The 16,079-nt window shown below is 69.8% G+C and carries 15 protein-coding genes; 10 read left to right on the top strand and 5 right to left on the bottom strand.

What is annotated here, in order from left to right:
- Positions 1-110: 110 nt before the first annotated feature.
- Together AC57B8_RS21985 and AC57B8_RS21980 are read left to right on the top strand one after the other, a co-directional pair.
- A complete protein-coding gene (locus tag AC57B8_RS21985; protein WP_495272667.1) occupies positions 111-1,553 on the top strand; it encodes a sensor histidine kinase N-terminal domain-containing protein in 1,443 nt (480 codons plus the stop codon).
- Positions 1,550-2,275, top strand: a complete 726-nt coding sequence (locus AC57B8_RS21980; protein WP_496480765.1) for a HEAT repeat domain-containing protein — start codon at positions 1,550-1,552, stop codon at positions 2,273-2,275. The genes AC57B8_RS21985 and AC57B8_RS21980 overlap by 4 nt, the downstream gene beginning before the upstream one ends.
- A 5-nt stretch (positions 2,276-2,280) precedes the next feature.
- On the opposite strand, the gene AC57B8_RS21975 is transcribed toward AC57B8_RS21980, so the two are convergent.
- The 3 genes from AC57B8_RS21975 to AC57B8_RS21965 are packed head-to-tail and all read right to left on the bottom strand — an operon-like array spanning position 2,281 to position 4,036.
- A complete protein-coding gene (locus tag AC57B8_RS21975; RefSeq protein ID WP_095948345.1) occupies positions 2,281-2,481 on the bottom strand; it encodes a sporulation protein in 201 nt (66 codons plus the stop codon).
- Between the two features lie 8 nt (positions 2,482-2,489).
- Positions 2,490-3,305 (bottom strand): biotin--[acetyl-CoA-carboxylase] ligase, encoded by an 816-nt coding sequence (locus tag AC57B8_RS21970; protein ID WP_070063300.1) that lies wholly within the window; start codon positions 3,303-3,305, stop codon positions 2,490-2,492.
- A 2-nt stretch (positions 3,306-3,307) separates the two neighbouring features.
- A complete protein-coding gene (locus AC57B8_RS21965) occupies positions 3,308-4,036 on the bottom strand; it encodes an SET domain-containing protein (protein WP_390347754.1) in 729 nt (242 codons plus the stop codon).
- 84 nt (positions 4,037-4,120) lie between these two features.
- Here AC57B8_RS21965 and AC57B8_RS21960 point away from each other — a divergent pair, with 84 nt between their 5' ends.
- Together AC57B8_RS21960 and AC57B8_RS21955 are read left to right on the top strand one after the other, a co-directional pair.
- Positions 4,121-7,090: a DNA topoisomerase III gene (locus tag AC57B8_RS21960; protein ID WP_062480385.1), complete on the top strand. Its 2,970-nt coding sequence runs from the start codon at positions 4,121-4,123 to the stop codon at positions 7,088-7,090.
- Between the two features lie 6 nt (positions 7,091-7,096).
- Positions 7,097-8,077: a tripartite tricarboxylate transporter substrate binding protein gene (locus tag AC57B8_RS21955; protein ID WP_496480764.1), complete on the top strand. Its 981-nt coding sequence runs from the start codon at positions 7,097-7,099 to the stop codon at positions 8,075-8,077.
- 4 nt (positions 8,078-8,081) lie between these two features.
- Here AC57B8_RS21955 and AC57B8_RS21950 read toward each other — a convergent pair whose 3' ends face one another.
- Positions 8,082-9,017, bottom strand: a complete 936-nt coding sequence (locus AC57B8_RS21950) for a LysR substrate-binding domain-containing protein (protein ID WP_496482231.1) — start codon at positions 9,015-9,017, stop codon at positions 8,082-8,084.
- 109 nt (positions 9,018-9,126) lie between these two features.
- Here AC57B8_RS21950 and AC57B8_RS21945 point away from each other — a divergent pair, with 109 nt between their 5' ends.
- From AC57B8_RS21945 to AC57B8_RS21935, 3 genes are all read left to right on the top strand, one after another.
- Complete coding sequence (locus AC57B8_RS21945) at positions 9,127-10,089, top strand: tripartite tricarboxylate transporter substrate binding protein BugE (protein ID WP_062480391.1); 963 nt, start codon at positions 9,127-9,129, stop codon at positions 10,087-10,089.
- A gap of 12 nt (positions 10,090-10,101) precedes the next feature.
- Complete coding sequence (locus tag AC57B8_RS21940) at positions 10,102-10,983, top strand: N-formylglutamate amidohydrolase (protein ID WP_496480763.1); 882 nt, start codon at positions 10,102-10,104, stop codon at positions 10,981-10,983.
- Positions 10,984-11,078: 95 nt separating this feature from the next.
- Positions 11,079-11,258 (top strand): hypothetical protein, encoded by a 180-nt coding sequence (locus AC57B8_RS21935; protein ID WP_062480395.1) that lies wholly within the window; start codon positions 11,079-11,081, stop codon positions 11,256-11,258.
- Between the two features lie 9 nt (positions 11,259-11,267).
- Here AC57B8_RS21935 and AC57B8_RS21930 read toward each other — a convergent pair whose 3' ends face one another.
- Positions 11,268-11,900: a TetR/AcrR family transcriptional regulator gene (locus AC57B8_RS21930; protein ID WP_496480762.1), complete on the bottom strand. Its 633-nt coding sequence runs from the start codon at positions 11,898-11,900 to the stop codon at positions 11,268-11,270.
- Positions 11,901-11,972: 72 nt separating this feature from the next.
- Between AC57B8_RS21930 and AC57B8_RS21925 the strand changes: the two genes are divergently transcribed.
- Genes AC57B8_RS21925 through AC57B8_RS21915 form a run of 3 tightly spaced genes read left to right on the top strand, consistent with a single transcriptional unit; the run spans position 11,973 to position 16,028 of the window.
- Positions 11,973-12,809, top strand: a complete 837-nt coding sequence (locus tag AC57B8_RS21925; protein ID WP_496480761.1) for a thioesterase family protein — start codon at positions 11,973-11,975, stop codon at positions 12,807-12,809.
- A 37-nt stretch (positions 12,810-12,846) separates the two neighbouring features.
- Positions 12,847-14,487, top strand: a complete 1,641-nt coding sequence (locus tag AC57B8_RS21920) for an acyl-CoA dehydrogenase family protein (protein ID WP_496480760.1) — start codon at positions 12,847-12,849, stop codon at positions 14,485-14,487.
- Positions 14,488-14,504: 17 nt separating this feature from the next.
- On the top strand, positions 14,505-16,028 hold the full coding sequence (locus AC57B8_RS21915; protein ID WP_496480759.1) for a class I adenylate-forming enzyme family protein: 1,524 nt from the start codon (positions 14,505-14,507) through the stop codon (positions 16,026-16,028).
- Positions 16,029-16,079 lie beyond the last annotated feature (51 nt).

The following is a 16,079-nucleotide window of genomic DNA, read 5'->3' as shown; positions in this document are numbered from 1 at the left end:
CTGCACGTCAAGGCTACAACCAGTCACACCTTGTCAATGAAACGTCACACCTGCGAATCGCAGTACTAGTTCACGCTCGCCCGCGTTCTTTCGCCTTGCCAGGAACTCCCTTGAAGCTCTTCCAGCGCGCCCAGCGCTCCCTGTTCGGCGAGATCCTCGACTGGATGCTCACGCCGCTGCTGCTGCTCGTGCCGGTGAGCATCGGCGTGACCTGGCTGGTGGCGCAGGGCATCGCCAACGCGCCCTTCGACCGCGCGCTGGAGCACAACGTGAAGGTGCTGGCCGAGCTGGTCACGGTGAAGCAGGGGCAGACGCACTTCGTGCTGTCGCAATCGGCGCGCGAGATCCTGCGCGCCGACGACGCCGGCCACATCTACTACCAGCTGCTCGACGGCCACGGCACGCTGCTGCACGGCGAGCGCGACCTGCCGCAGCCCAACGTGGACGACCCGCCCGGCACCAACGTGGTCCTGCTGCACAACAGCACCGTGCACGGCCGGCCGGTGCGCGTGGCCTCGCTGTGGATTCCCAGCGGCAGCGAGGACGTGCCGCCCTCGCTGCTGCAACTGGCCGAGACGCGCGAGAAGCAGGCGGTGCTCGCCACCGAGATCATCAAGGGCGTGCTGCTGCCGCAGTTCGCGATCCTGCCGCTGGCGGTGCTGCTGATCTGGCTGGCGCTGGTGCGCGGCATCAAGCCGCTGTCGGTGGTCGAGGCGCGCATCCGCGAGCGCCGTCCCGGCGACCTGAGCCCGCTCGACGAGTCCTCGGTGCCGCTCGAGGTGGTGCCGCTGGTGTCGTCGGTGAACGAGCTGCTCGACAAGCTCAACGACTCCATCTTCACGCAGAAGCGCTTCCTGGCCGACGCCGCCCACCAGCTCAAGACCCCGCTCGCGGGCCTGCGCATGCAGGCCGACCTGGCGCAGCGCGAGGGAGCCAACGCCGACGAGCTCAAGCAGTCGCTCAAGCAGATCGGCCGCGCCAGCGTGCGCGCCACGCACACCGTGAACCAGCTGCTGTCGCTGGCACGCGCCGAAGGCACCAGCGCCATGACGCACTGCCAGCCTTGCGACCTCGCGCGGCTGACCATCGAGGTGGTGCGCGAGGCCGTGCCGCGCGCGATCGAGAAGCGCATCGACCTCGGTTACGACGGCGTCCAGGCCGGCGCGCCCGGCGTGATGGTCGACGGCAACCCGACGCTGCTGAAAGAGCTGGTGCGCAACCTGGTCGACAACGCGCTCAACTACACGCCCTCGACGCCCGAGCGCCCCGGCGTGGTCACGGCGCGCGTGCTGGCCGACCCCTTCGGCCACGTGCAGCTGGTGCAGGTGGAAGACAACGGCCCCGGCATCGCCGAGGCCGACCGCGAGCTGGTGTTCGAGCCCTTCTACCGCGTGCTCGGCAACGAGGCCGATGGCTCCGGGCTGGGCCTGCCGATCGTGCGCGAGATCGCCAACCAGCACCGCGCGCGGGTCAAGCTCGAGGACGCACATCCCGGCAAGCACCCGCCGGGCGCGCTCTTCACCGTGCGCTTCGAGGAGGCCCCTTCCGAATGAATCCGCTCGACACGCTGCGCCAACGCTTCCTGGAAATCCGCCTCGACACCGACGTGTCGGACATGTTCGACTTCGGCGCTGATCTGCTGGAACAGGATTCAGCCGAGGCGCTGGCCTTCCACTACGCGCTGCTGCACGACACCGGCATGGACAGCGAGCTCTACGACTGGCTCTGCCGCAAGTTCGGCGAGCGCGGCGACGAAGCCGAAGACCACCTGCTCGCGCAGTTCGACCGCGAGCCCGACCCGGCCATGCAGGCCACGGTGCTGCAGCTGCTCGGCGGCTTCAAGTACCGCAAGGGCCGGCGCCTGAAAGAGACCGCGGCCCTGGCGCGCGCCGCGCTCGCGTCGCCGCACGAAGAGCTGCGCTGCAAGGGGCTGTGGGTGATCGGCTGGCTCGGCGGCACGACGGACATCGCCAAGGTCGTGCCGCTGCTCGCGCACGACGCCGTCGCCACGAACCGCCGATGGGCCGCGAGCGCGCTGATGCAGATCGTGTTCAACCGCCGCAGCGCTGCGCCCAAGGCGCTCGAGCCCTTGCGCCAGGCGCTCGACACCGAGACCGATCCGGTCGTGCTGGGCGGCATCCTGGTCGCGGTGCAGGAAATCGCGGGCAAGAAGTTCGGCCTGAGTTCGAGCTCGCACGAGCCGCCGTCCGAAGAAAAACTGCAGGCCGCATTGGCCAAGGCGCGGCGCATGTTCGCGCGCGCGGCTGCTGCCTGATCCGCTCAGGGCGCAGGCGTGCCCGAAGGCTTGGCGTCTTTGCGAATCTGCACCCACTCGGGGTGGATCTGCCGCGCCATGCGCTGCGGCTCGCGCTCGTCGAGCGCTGCGGGCGCAAGCCCGAAGCCAGCCAGGTCGCCGCGCGTCCACAGCCAGTAGCCCGCGTTGGCGGCGAGCAGGGCGATGAGGACCAGGCGCAGCTTCATGCCCTCGCTCAGAAAGACATGCCGCGCGGGCGCACGCTCACTTCGTCGCTCGAGATCAGTTGCAGGCCGGCATCGGTGCGCACCTGCAACTCGCCGCCCCAGGCCACGCCTTCGCACAGGCCGGCGGTGCCGTCGCTGAGCGTCACCTCGCGCCCGCGCAGCACGTCGCGCGCCGCAAAGCGCTCGGCAAAAGGCGCGAAGCCGTTCGCCTCGAAGGCGAGCACGCTGCGCACCAGCGGCTCGGCCAGCGACAGCAGCACCTCGGGCGCGGACGCGTCGGGCTGCCACTGGCGCAGCCAGGCCGGCGGCGTGCGCATGCCGTCGCCCTCGCGCGGGCCGATGTTGATGCCGATGCCGACCACGAGGTAGCGCGCGGCATCGGGCCGGGCGGTCTGCGGCATCGCCGTTTCGATGAGGATGCCGACCAGCTTGCGGTCGTTCACCCAGATGTCGTTGGGCCACTTGAGGCCGACCTGGTGCGCGCCCGTCGGGTCGAGGCTTTCGGCCACGCTCACGCCCACGGCCAGCGACAGGCCCGACCAGTCGGCCGGCGCCAGCGGCATGCCCAGCGAAAAGGTGAGCGAGGCGGGCGCCTCGGGCTGCTGCGCGCTCTGCCACGGGCGGCCGAGGCGACCGCGCCCCGCCGTCTGGCGCTCGGCCACGAGGAGCACGGGGTCGGTGCGGCCGGCGCGCGCGCGGCGCATCAGCTCGGTGTTGGTGGAATCGATTTCGGCCACGGCCTCGACCGCGAAGCCGGGCAGCAGCGGCGCGACCGTCGCGGCGATCCGGTCTTCGAACCAGGCGCTGGCCGGCGTCGTGGCCATCGTCAGTCTCCGGCGGCGGCCGGGGCGTCGCCCTTGGACTTCTTCTTGCCGTCGGCCTTTTTCTTGTCGGCCTTCTTGTCCGATTTTTTCTTCTCGGCTTTCTTTTCAGCCTTCTTCGCTTCCTTGGCCTCGGCCTTCTTCTTCTCGGCTTTTTTCTTGGCCTTCTTCTTTTTCTTCTTGTCTTTTTCCTCGTCCTCGTCCTTGGGCGTCAGCAGCGTGCCGCGGCACATCTCGGAGCCGCACCAGCACGGGAACTCGGACAGCAGCTTCTCGGTGTACGGCTCGTCGATGATCAGGCCGTAGTCGTAGTTCAGTTCCTCGCCGGCGGCGATGTTTCTCAGGGCCTTGATATAAACGCGCCCATCGACTTCGTCGGCCTCGCAGTTCGGCTCGCACGAGTGATTGATCCAGCGCGCGTCGTTGCCCTTCACATTGCCGTCGATCACGCGGCCGTCGTCGATGTGGAAGTAGAAGGTGTGGTTCGGCTGGGTCGGATCGTGCGGATGGCGGCGCAGCGCCTCTTTCCAGCTGATGACCTCACCCTTGTATTCGATCAGCGTTTCACCTTCGGCCAGGTCCTGCAGGGCGAACACGCCGTTGCCGTGGACGTCCGAGCGGCGCATCTGGATGCGCCGGCCACCGGAGCGCGTGGCGGCGGACCGCGCCTCGGGCTCGGTCACGGGGGCGGCTTCCTTGTCGCGGCCGGCGGAAAGTGGGGATTTGGAAGGCATCGCCGAAGTCTGTTAGGTTGAATATGCACACATGCGTGTGCGCGCGTGCGCACGCGGAAGCCGCAGAGTATAGAGAGCCCTCAGATGACAAAGACTTTGGTAATCGCAGAAAAGCCGTCGGTGGCCCAGGACATCGTCCGGGCCCTCACGCCGGTGGCCGGCAAGTTCGACAAACATGACGAGCATTTCGAGAACGACACCTACGTCGTGACCAGCGCCGTGGGCCACCTGGTCGAGATCCAGGCCCCGGAGGAATTCGACGTCAAGCGCGGCAAGTGGAGCTTCGCCAACCTGCCGGTGATCCCGCCGCACTTCGACCTCAAGCCGGTCGACAAGACCAAGACGCGCCTGAACGCCGTGGTCAAGCAGGCCAAGCGCAAGGACGTGACGCAGCTCATCAACGCCTGCGACGCGGGCCGCGAGGGCGAGCTGATCTTCCGCCTGATCGAGCAGTACGCCGGCGGCAAGAGCCCGCTGGGCAAGCCGGTGAAGCGGCTGTGGCTGCAGTCGATGACGCCGCAGGCGATCCGCGACGGCTTCGACGCGCTGCGCACCGAAAAGCAGATGCAGGGCCTGGCCGACGCCGCGCGTTCGCGCTCCGAGGCCGACTGGCTGGTGGGCATCAACGGCACGCGCGCCATGACGGCATTCAATTCGCGTGACGGCGGCTTCTTCCTCACGACCGTGGGCCGCGTGCAGACGCCCACGCTGTCGGTGGTGGTGGAGCGCGAGGAGCAGATCCGCAAGTTCGTTTCGCGCGAGTACTGGGAAATCCACGGCAGCTTCGCGGCCGAGGCCGGCCAGTACCCCGGCAAGTGGTTCAACCCCGACTGGAAGAAGGCCAACGCGCCGCTCTTGGCCAACGGCGAACCCGACGCCGAGCAGCGCGCCGACCGCGTGTGGTCCGAGCAGGAAGCCCGCGCCATCGCCGACGCGTCGCGCGGCAAGCCCGCCACCGTCACCGAAGAGAGCAAGCCCACCACGCAGGCCTCGCCCGCGCTGTTCGACCTGACCTCGCTGCAGCGCGAGGCCAACGGCCGCTTCGGCTTCAGCGCCAAGACCACGCTCGCGCTGGCCCAGAGCCTGTACGAACGCCACAAGGCGCTGACCTACCCGCGTACCGATTCGCGCGCGCTGCCGGAAGACTATCTGCCGGTCGTCAAGCAGACCATGGAGATGCTCGCCAACAGCGGCATGAAGCACCTGGCGCCGTTCGCGCAGCAGGCGGTCGACGGCAACTACGTCAAGCCCAACAAGCGCATCTTCGACAACGCCAAGGTGTCGGATCACTTCGCCATCATCCCGACGCTGCAGGCCCCGAGCGGCCTGAGCGAGGCCGAGCAGAAGCTGTACGACTTCGTGGTGCGCCGCTTCCTGTCGGTGTTCTTCCCGAGCGCCGAGCACCAGGTGACCACGCGCATCAGCACGGTGGAGCAGGGCGGCAAGAAGTACCCCTTCCGCACCGACGGCAAGGTGCTGGTCAAGCCGGGCTGGCTCGCCATCTACGGCAAGGAAGCCCAGGACGACGAGAAGGAAGACGACAAGGACGGCAAGCGCCTCGTGCCGGTGAAGCCGGGCGAGATCGTGCAGAACGAGTCGGCCGACCTCAAGGGCCTGAAGACGCGCCCGCCCGCACGCTATTCGGAAGCCACGCTGCTGGGCGCCATGGAAGGCGCCGGCAAGACCATCGACGACGACGAGCTGCGCGAGGCCATGCAGGAAAAGGGCCTGGGCACGCCAGCCACGCGCGCAGCCACCATCGAAGGGCTGATCGCCGAGAAGTACATGCTGCGCGAAGGCCGCGAGCTCATCCCGACCGCCAAGGCCTTCCAGCTCATGACGCTGCTGCGCGGCCTGGGCGTGGAAGAACTGTCCAAGGCCGAACTCACGGGCGAGTGGGAATACAAGCTCGCGCAGATGGAGAAGGGCGCGCTGAGCCGCGACGCCTTCATGCGCGAGATCGCCGAGATGACGGAGCACATCGTCAAGAAGGCCAAGGAGTACGACCGCGACACCGTGCCGGGCGACTACGCCACGCTCGCCACGCCCTGCCCCAACTGCGGCGGCGTGGTGAAGGAAAACTACCGCCGCTACGGTTGCACCGGCAAGAGCGGCACGGGCGAGGACGCCTGCGGCTTCTCGTTCGGCAAGTCGCCGGCCGGGCGCACCTTCGAGGTGGCCGAGGCCGAGCAGCTGCTGGCCAACAAGCACATCGGCCCGCTCGAGGGCTTCCGCTCCAAGGCGGGCTGGCCCTTCACCGCCGAGATCATCCTCAAGTACGACGGGGAAGAAGCGAAGAACTGGAAGCTCGAGTTCGACTTCGGCGACGACAAGAACGAAGACAGCGGCGAGATCGTCGACTTCAGCCAGCAGGACACCGTGGGCCCGTGCCCGGTCTGCGGTGCGCCGGTGTTCGATCACGGCAGCAACTACGTCTGCGAGAAGTCGGTGCCGACGAACGAGCAGCCGACCCCGAGCTGCACCTTCAAGACCGGCAAGATCATCCTGCAGCAGCCGGTCGAGCGCGACCAGATGGAGAAGCTGCTCGCCACCGGCAAGACCGACCTGCTCGACAAGTTCGTGTCGATGCGCACGCGCCGCGCCTTCAAGGCCTTCCTCACGTGGAACGCCGAAGAAGGCAAGGTGACCTTCGAGTTCGCACCGCGCGAAGGCGGCAGCAAATTCCCGCCGCGCAAGACCTTCGGCAAGCCGGCCGCCAAGACCGCGGCGGCCAAGAAGGTCGCGGCGAAGAAGACGCCCGCCGCCAAGAAGGCACCGGCCGAGAAGAAGGCAGCCAAGCCGCGCAAGCCGGGCGCGGGCCTCAAGCCCAGCGACTCGCTGGCCGCGGTGATCGGCGCCGAACCGGTGGCGCGCACCGAGGTCATCAAGAAGCTGTGGGACTACATCAAGGCCAACGGCCTGCAGGACGCGACCAACAAGCGCGCGATCAACGCCGACGCCAAGCTGAAACCCGTGTTCGGCAAGGACCAGGTGACGATGTTCGAACTCGCGGGCATCGTGGGCAAGCACCTCTCGGCGCCCGACGCGGCCTGACGACGCATGCAGCGCCGACACCTCGCCGCCGCCCTGTGTGCAGCGATGCTGCTGGGCGGCGCGGGACTGGCCCAGGCCGCCGCGTGGCCTGACAAGCCCGTCAAGCTGGTCGTGCCTTTCCCACCCGGGCAGGCCACCGACATCTTTGCCCGCGCGCTCGCCGAACAGCTCGGCAAGCGGCTGGGCCAGCCCGTGATCGTCGACAACAAGGCGGGCGCGGGCAGCAACATCGGCACCGAGTTCGTGGTGCGCGCGCCGCCCGACGGCTACACGCTCGTGGTGGCCGGCAGCGCGATGGCGGTGAACCAGACGCTCTACGCCAAGCCGGGCTTCGACCCGCGCAAGGACCTGGTCGGCATCTCGCTGATCGCGAAGGTGCCGCTGGTGTTCCTGGCCACGCCCGAGAGCGGCATCCGCACGCTGGCCGAGCTCACGGCGCGCGCCAAGGCCGAGCCCGGCAAGCTCAGCTACGCGAGCGCCGGCATCGGCGGCACGCAGCACCTGTCGGGCGAGATGTACAAGTCGGCGGCGCATGTGTTCATCACGCACATTCCGTACCGGGGCAGCGGGCCGGCGCAGGCGGATTTCCTGGGCAACCAGGTGCCGCTGATGGTCGATTCGGTGACGGCCGCGCTGCCGCACATCAAGGCGGGCAAGGCGGTTGCGCTGGCGGTGACATCGGCCACGCGCTCGTCGCAACTGCCCGAGGTGCCCACCGTGCGCGAGAGCGGCGTGGCCGGCACGAAGAACTTCGAGGCCGTCGGCTGGCTCGGCCTGATGGCGCCGCGCGGCACGCCGCCCGAGATCGTGGCGCGGCTGAACCACGAAGTGACCGACATCCTGAAGAGCGAGCAGATGGCGCGCTTCATCCGCGACCGGGGCTCCGAGCCGGCGCCCACGAGCGGCGCCGAGTTCGACCGCTTCGTGGCGAGCGAGATCGGGCTCTGGGGTGCGGCGGTGAAGGCCTCGGGCGCCAAGCCCGAGTAACTTTTCAGGCCAACGCGACCGGCGGCAGCACGGTCGCTTCCCCGCTGCGGTCGACTTCGGCCAGCAGCCAGTGGCGGAAATGGTCCAGCGTGGCCAGCTGGCCCCGCCCTTCGGGGTAGCAGAACCAGTAGCCCTCGCTGCCCCGGTAGCCGCCGTTGGGCAGCGGCTCTTCCACCAGCCCCGACGTGATCTCGTCCTGCACCAGGCAGCGCGGCACCAGCGCCACGCCCATGCCGGCCATGACGGCGCGGATCATGGTCTGGAACTGGTCGAACTGCAGCCCGGCCAACGGGTCGAGCCCGCGCACGCCGTGCGCCTCGCTCCAGTGCAGCCACGACTGCGGCACGCTCACGTGGCGCAGCAGGGTGCAGCGCGCCACGTCCTGCGGCGTGCGGATGGCGGCCTCGGCCTGCGCGGCGCGCGGGGCGATGAGCGCCACGTCCTGGCCCGCGAGGTAGTGCGAGCGCGCACCGGGCCAGTGGCCGTCGCCGAACAGGATGGCGCAGTCGAGCTCGGGCCGCTCGAAGTCGTAGCCGTGCACGAAGGGGACGAAATGCAGCGTGATCTGCGGGTGGCGCTGCTGGAAGTCGGGCAGGCGCGGAATCAGCCACTTGGCGCCGAAGGTGGGCAGCGTCGACAAATGCAGCGCACCGCCGCCGTCACCGCTGGTGATGAGCTCCAGCGTGGCCGCCTCCAGCTGCGCCAGCAGGGCGCGCACCGCCTTTTCGTAGCGCTCGCCGGCCGGCGTGAGCGCCAGGCGCTTGCGGCTGCGCTCGAACAGCGGCGCGCCGATCCAGCGCTCGAGCTCCTGCACCTGCTTGCTGACCGCGCCCTGCGTGAGGTGCAGCGCCTCGGCCGCGCGCGACACACTGCCGAAGCGCACCACGGTGGAGAAGGCGCGCAGCAGGTTCAGGGGCGGGTTGAGGCGTCGCAGCGGCATGGGGGAGCCCATCAAGTCATTCCAGATTGGAATGATATCGGGTATATCCTTTGCTTCAGGTGAGCTGCAGCTTTGCACATTCACTCATCGTTCCATTGGAAGAACCCTCATGCAACGTCGTCATTTCCTCTCCACCCTGGCTGCCGTTTCTTTCGCCCCAGGAATATCCTTTGCCCAAGGCAAGCCGATCCGCCTGGTCGTGCCCTTCCCGCCCGGCGGCGCCACCGACATCACGGCCCGCGTGCTCTCCGAGCCCCTGGCCAAGATCCTCCAGCAGCCCGTGGTGATCGACAACCGCGCCGGCGCGGGCGGCTCGATCGGCATGGCCGAGCTGGCGCGCGCCACGCCCGACGGCCTGAGCTTCGGCGTGGCCACGCTGTCCACGCACGGCGTGAACCCGGCCGTGTACCAGAAGCTGCCCTACGACCCGATCAAGGGCTTCGCCGCCGTGACCGAGCTGGTGAAGGCGCCGGGCGTGATCGTCATCAACCCGGCCGTGCTGCCGGTCGGCAGCTTCGCCGAGCTGGTGAAGTACCTGAAGGCCAACCCGGGCAAGGTGTCGTACGCCTCGCCGGGCAACGGCACCATCGGCCACATGTGGGGCGAGCTGTTCAAGAGCAGCACCGGAACCTCGATGGTGCACATCCCCTACCGCGGTGCGGGCCCGGCCATCAACGACGTACTCGCGGGCCAGGTGCCGGTGTACTTCGACCAGGTGGCCTCGTCGCTGCCGCACGTGAAGGCCGGCAAGCTGAAGGCGCTGGCCGTGTCCTGGAGCGGCCGCCTCGACGTGCTGCCCGAAGTGCCGACCTACGGCGAACTGGGCTACGCGGCCAGCAACGACCCCTCGTGGTTCGGCATGATCGCGCCCGCCGGCACGCCGCCCGAGCTGGTGCTGCGCATGCAGCAGGCCGTGGCCACCGCGCTGAAGGACCCCGCGGTGCGCGAGCGCCTCGCGCTGCAGGGGCTGTACGCCTCGGGCACCACGCCGGCCGAGTTCACGAAGCAGATCGCGAGCGAGATCGAGAAGATGAAGAAGGTGGCCGCCTTCGCGCGCATCCGATTGGACTGACCGACACCGCCTATGCATCCAGTCCTGAAACTGATTCAAACCCGCGCCCAGGTGACGAGCGTCGCCGGGCACACCCCGCTGGTGCTGGACTCCCCGCACAGCGGCACCGTCTACCCCGAGGACTTCCGGCCCGTGTGCGAGCTCGCCACGCTGCGCCGGGCCGAAGACACCCACGTCGAGAAGCTCTACGCCTTCGCGAGCGACAGGGGCGCCGCCTGGATCGAGGCGCACTTTCCGCGCAGCTACCTCGACGCCAACCGCGACATGGCCGAGGTCGACACCACCATGCTCGACGGCCCGTGGACCGACCCGGTGTCGACCGACCCGCGCGTGCTGTCGAAGGTGCGCCTGGGCAAGGGCCTGATCTGGAAGCTCACCGACGAGGGCCTGCCGATCTACGACCGGCCGCTCACGGTGGCCGAGGTGCGCCAGCGCATCGACCAGTGCTGGCGCCCGTACCACGCAGCGGTGGCGCAGGCCATCGACGAGGCGCATGCGCGGCACGGCTACAGCATCCACATCAACTGCCACTCGATGCCCGCCATCGCGGGCAGCCACGCGACCGACTTCCCGGGCCTGGCGCACGCGGACTTCGTGATCGGCGACCGCGACGGCAGCACGGCCGACCCGGCGCTGTCGCAGCGGCTGTGCGCGCACCTGCGCGCATGCGGCTACAGCGTGGACTACAACCACCCGTACAAGGGCGTGGAGCTGGTGCGCCGCCACGGCGACCCGGCGGCGAACCGGCACAGCATCCAGGTCGAGATCAACCGCAAGCTCTACATGGACGAGGCCACGCTGGCGCTCGACGAGGCCGGCGCGGCGCGGCTGCAGGCCGACCTGCGCTCGATGGTCGAGATGCTGCTGGCGACCGACCCGCGCGTGGCAGGCTGAACACCGCCGCCCCTGCAGGGGCTGGTGTCTTTGTTACAGGGCGGCCGGGGGCCCCGGCCTATAGTGGGACGTCCTTAGTTCTCTGGAGTCCTGCCGTGAAGTCGATCCTTGCCGCCCTCGCCGTCCTTGCGACCGGTCTGCTGGTCTCGGGCTGCGCCGGCACCGCGCCGTCGCCGTCTTCGTCCTCCTCCACGTCTTCATCGGGCAGCGGCGTGACGGTGTTCGGCACCATCGACGCCGGCGTCAGCGGCACGACGAACAAGTCGTCGCGCTGAGCGAGAGCCTCAGGCCACCGTCGCCAGGTAGCCCCGCAGCGCATCGCGCAGCTGGCGTGACAGCGTCTGCAGGTCGGGCCGCCCGCCGGTGCCGATGTGGGTGTGCGCGACCAGGCCGTAGATGATGGTCTGGCACACGCGCGCGGCCTCTTTCTTCTGCGGGCCGTCGGCCCTCACGTCGCCCGCCGCGTCCAGCACGCCCACCCATTCGGCCACGAAGCGGTCGTACATCTTGCGGTAGGCCTCGGGGCTGGAGAGGTGGCGCTCCAGCAGGTAGTGCGCGCCCCAGGCCACGGGCTGCGTGCGGTGCGCGTCGAGCTGCGCATCGATCACCGCGTCGACGATCTCGCGCCACGGCCGGCCTTCGTTCGTGGCCACGACCGCGCGCATGTCCAGCAGCAAGGCCTTGGAGCGCAGGTGCAGGCACACGCGCGCCAGGTCTTCCTTGTTCTCGAAGTATTCGTAGAAGCTGCCCAGGCCCGTGCCCGCCACGGCCACGATCTCGCGGATCGTGATGGCGGCGTAGCCCTTCTCGACCAAAAGCCGAACAAAGGCTTCCTGCAGCGCCTGCGAGGTGTGGCGCGCGCGGGACTGGCGCGGCTTCCTCCTCGGGGCGGCGGCGGGTGCACGGGCGCCGGTCATGGCCGCCGAACCCGAACACCTTGGGGGCGGGTTGTTCCTAGAATTTTTGATCCCATCGAAAGGCATTCTGCAATGACCTCGCCCGACCGCGCCCCCGAGACAACGCCCCCCGCCGTCTACACCGGCGAGGGCGATGCGTGGCTGCCCGACGCGCTCTCGCGCGGCCCGTGGGACCCGCGCGCGCAGCACGGCGGCGCGCCCGCCGCGCTGCTCGCGCACATCGCCGAACGCGCGGCGCCCGGCCCCGGCTGGCAGCTGGCGCGGCTCACGCTCGAGCTGGTGAAGCCGGTGCCGGTGGCGCCGCTGGCCACGCGCACGCAGTCGCAGGCCTCGCGCGCCACGGTGCGCGTGGGCATCGACCTGCTCGCGGGCGACACGGTGGTGGCCCGCGCGCACGCGCTGCTGCTGAAGACCTCGCCGCTGACCTTGCCGGCAAACCTGCCCGCGGGCGACGCGCCGCGCGAACTGCGCCCGCTGCCCGAGGACTGCACCGAGCGCCTGCGCATTCCCGGCCTGCCCGACGGCCTCTCGTTCCACCAGACCGCCGTCGAATCGCGCCTCGCGCAGGGCGACATCGCGCAGCCCGGCGCGGGCGCCGCGTGGTTCCGGCTCGCGGTGCCGCTGGTGCGCGGCATGGCCACCTCGCCCGCGATGCGCGCGGCGGCGGCGGCCGACTTCGGCAACGGGCTGAGCTGGGTGCTGTCGCCCGCCGACTTCCTGTTCTCGAACGCCGACCTGAGCCTGAACCTGTTCCGCGTGCCCGAGGGCGAGTGGATCGGCCTGCGCGCCAGCACCGAGATGCACGCCGGCGGCGCGGGCCTCACCGTGTCCCACCTGTACGACACGCGCGGCCTCATCGGCCTCGCGACCCAGACGCTGGTGGTGCGCGAACGCGCCGCTGCCGCCTGAACACGCTCCCCTTTCACCGATTCACGGAGACAACGCCATGACCATTCCCGGCATCCACCCCGACAACCAGGTCCCCGAGCTCAAGGACTACAACGTCTACACCAGCGACCCCGCCCTGCGCGGCGCGGTGGGGCGCGGCGGCGCGGCCTGGCGCGACGACGAGCTGGTGCGCCAGGGCGCCGAGTACGGCGCCGAGGCCACGCTGCGCGCCGCCGAGGACGCCAACCGCCACGAGCCCGAACTGCACACCCACTCGCGCACCGGCACGCGCATCGACAGCGTGCAGTTCCACCCCGCGTGGCACACCATGATGTCGATCGCGCGGCGCAACGGCATCGCCAACCTGCCGTTCTTCGACGAGCGGCCCTCGGCCTGGGTGGGCTACGGCGCCTCGCTGTACATGCACAGCCAGATCGAGTCGGGCTCCACCTGCCCGACCACCATGACCAAGGCCTGCATCCCCGTGATGCGCCGCAACGCCGCGCTGTACGCCGACCTGCGCGACAAGCTCGCCGCCCACGTGCACGACCCACGCGACATCCCGCTCGAAGGCAAGACCTCGATGACCGTCGGCATGGGCATGACCGAGAAGCAGGGCGGCAGCGACGTGCGCACCAACACCACGCGCGCCGTGCCGGCGGGCAGCGGCCCGTGGGGCAGCGAGTTCCTCATCACGGGCCACAAGTGGTTCTTCTCGGCGCCGATGTGCGACGGCCACTTGGTGCTGGCCAAGACCGACGAGCACGGCTCCTCGTGCTTCTTCGTGCCGCGCTGGCGGCCCGACGGCAGCAAGAACGCGATCCACATCCAGCGCCTGAAGGACAAGGTCGGCAACCGCTCCAACTCCAGCAGCGAGGTCGAGTTCAAGGAGGCCTGGGGCGTGCTGGTGGGCGACGAGGGCCGCGGCATCCCGACCATCATCGAGATGGCCACCGTGACGCGGCTGGACTGCGCGCTCGCCAGCGCCGGCTTCATGCGCCAGGGCTTCGCGCAGGCGCTGCACTACACGCGCAACCGCTTCGCCTTCGGCAAGGCGCTGGTCGACCAGCCGGTGATGACCGAGCTGCTGGCCGACATGGCGCTGGAAACCGAAAGCGCCACGCTGCTGGCGATGGAGCTGGCCGCGCGCTTCGGCTCGCCCGCGCCGCTGGACACGGCCTGGCGCCGGCTGCTCACGCCCGCCGCCAAGTTCTGGAACTGCAAGCGCGCGGTGGCACTCACCGGCGAGGCGATGGAGGTGTTCGGCGGCAACGGCTATGTGGAAGACGGCCCGATGGGCCGCCTGTTCCGCGAGGCGCCAGTCAACTCGATCTGGGAAGGCTCGGGCAACGTGATGTGCCTCGATGTGCTGCGCGCCGTGTCCCGCAACCCGGACGACGCGCACCTCGTGCTCGACCACCTGCAGGAAGTGACCTCCGGCGAAGCGCGCCTGCAGACCGAGGTGCAGGCCCTGCGCCAGATGGTGCAGCTGGCGCCGCAGGACCTGGAACGCCAGGCGCGCCGCTTCACGCAGCGGCTGGTGCGCGCGGCGCAGGCCGGCCTGATGCTGCAGCACGCGAGCCCGCTCGCGGCGGCGGCCTTCGTGTCGAGCCGCTTCGATCCCGACTGGGGCCCGGTGACCGGCATCAGCGCCGGCACCAGCGACCCCGGCGCGCTGGTGCGCGCCGCCTGGCACTGAGCACGGAGCCGACACGGATGGATTTCGTTTCCCTGCTTGACCAGCACGCCCGCACCCAGCCTGCGCACGAATGCCTGCGCGCCGCGGGCCGCGCCTGGACCTACGCCGAGTTCGCCGACCTCTCGCGCCGCGCCGCCACCGTGCTGCGCGCGCAGGGCGTGGGCGCCGGCGACAAGGTCGCGCTGCTGTGCTTCAACACGGTCGGCTTCGTCGCCGCGATGTTCGGCGCCTGGCGCCTCGGCGCGGCCGTGGTGCCGGTCAACCACAAGCTGCAGGCGCCGGAGATCGACTACGTGCTGGCCCACGCGGGCGTGCGCCTGTGCGTGGCCGACGGCACGCTCGCGGCGCAGATCACCCCGCGCATCGCGCACCGCTGCGACTGGCTCGCGACCGACAGCGCCGCCGACGGCCTGCCGATGTTCGACGACATGACGGCGCAGGCCGCACTGCTGGGCGGTGACGACACAAGCGCCCCGGCGCCCGGCACCGACACGCTGGCCCAGGTGCTCTACACCTCGGGCACCACGGGCAAGCCCAAGGGCTGCCTGCACAGCCATCGCAACGTCTTCATGGCGGCGGTGTGCACGGCGGCGGGCATGTCGCTGTCGCGCAAGGAGCGCACGCTGGTCGCGATGCCCGTGTGGCATTCGTCGCCGCTCAACAACTGGCTGCTGGGCACGCTGCTCATGGGCGGCACCGTGGTGCTGCTGCGCGAGTACGCGCCCAAGGCCTTTCTCGACACGCTGGCCGAGGAGCGCATCACCTTCACCTTCGGCGCGCCCATCGCCTTCCTGGCGCCGCTGTCGGTGGTGCCCGATGTGGCGCGCTACGACTTCAGCGCGATGCGCCTGTGGGCCTACGGCGGCGGCCCGCTCGGCGCCGACATGGCGCGCAAGCTGGCCGACAGCTACCGCAGCGACCGCTTCGTGCAGGTCTACGGCATGACCGAATCGGGCCCGCTGGGCACGGTGCTCTACCCGGAAGACGCGATCGCCAAGGCCGGCTCGATCGGCCGCGCGGGCGTGCCCGGCGTGGCGATCGAGGTGCGCCACCCCGACGGCCGGCGCTGCGGCGCGGGCGAGGTCGGCGAGATCCACCTGCGTTCGCCGGCCGTGATGCAGGGCTACCTCGACAACCCGCAGGCGAGCGCCGAGGCCTTCGATGCGCAAGGCTGGTACCGCACGGGCGACCTCGCGCGGGTGGACGAGGACGGCTTCCTGTTCATCGTCGACCGGCTGCGCGACATGATCATCACGGGCGGCGAGAACGTCTATTCGAAGGAAGTGGAAGACGCGCTGGGCGCCCACCCCGACGTGCAGGACGTGGCCGTCATCGGCCGCCCACACCCCGAGTGGGGCGAGACCGTGACGGCGGTGCTGGTGGCGCGCGGCGGGCGCGCGCTCGAGGCGCGCGAGCTGGTGCGTTTTCTCGAGGACCGGCTGGCGCGCTACAAGATTCCGCGCATCTTCGAAGTGCGCGAGAGCCTGCCGCGCACGGCGACGGGCAAGCTGCTGAAGCACCTGTTGCGCGACGCGGCGTGAGCGTTGGGCAGTGCAGTCGTTGATCGACCGGCACAACGACAGCGCTCAGCG

Source organism: Variovorax sp. BGA-UO-ETr-C22 (assembly GCF_059567965.1).
The sequence above is the reverse complement of the archived record's forward strand: the minus strand, read 5'-3'. Positions and strand labels throughout refer to the sequence as shown.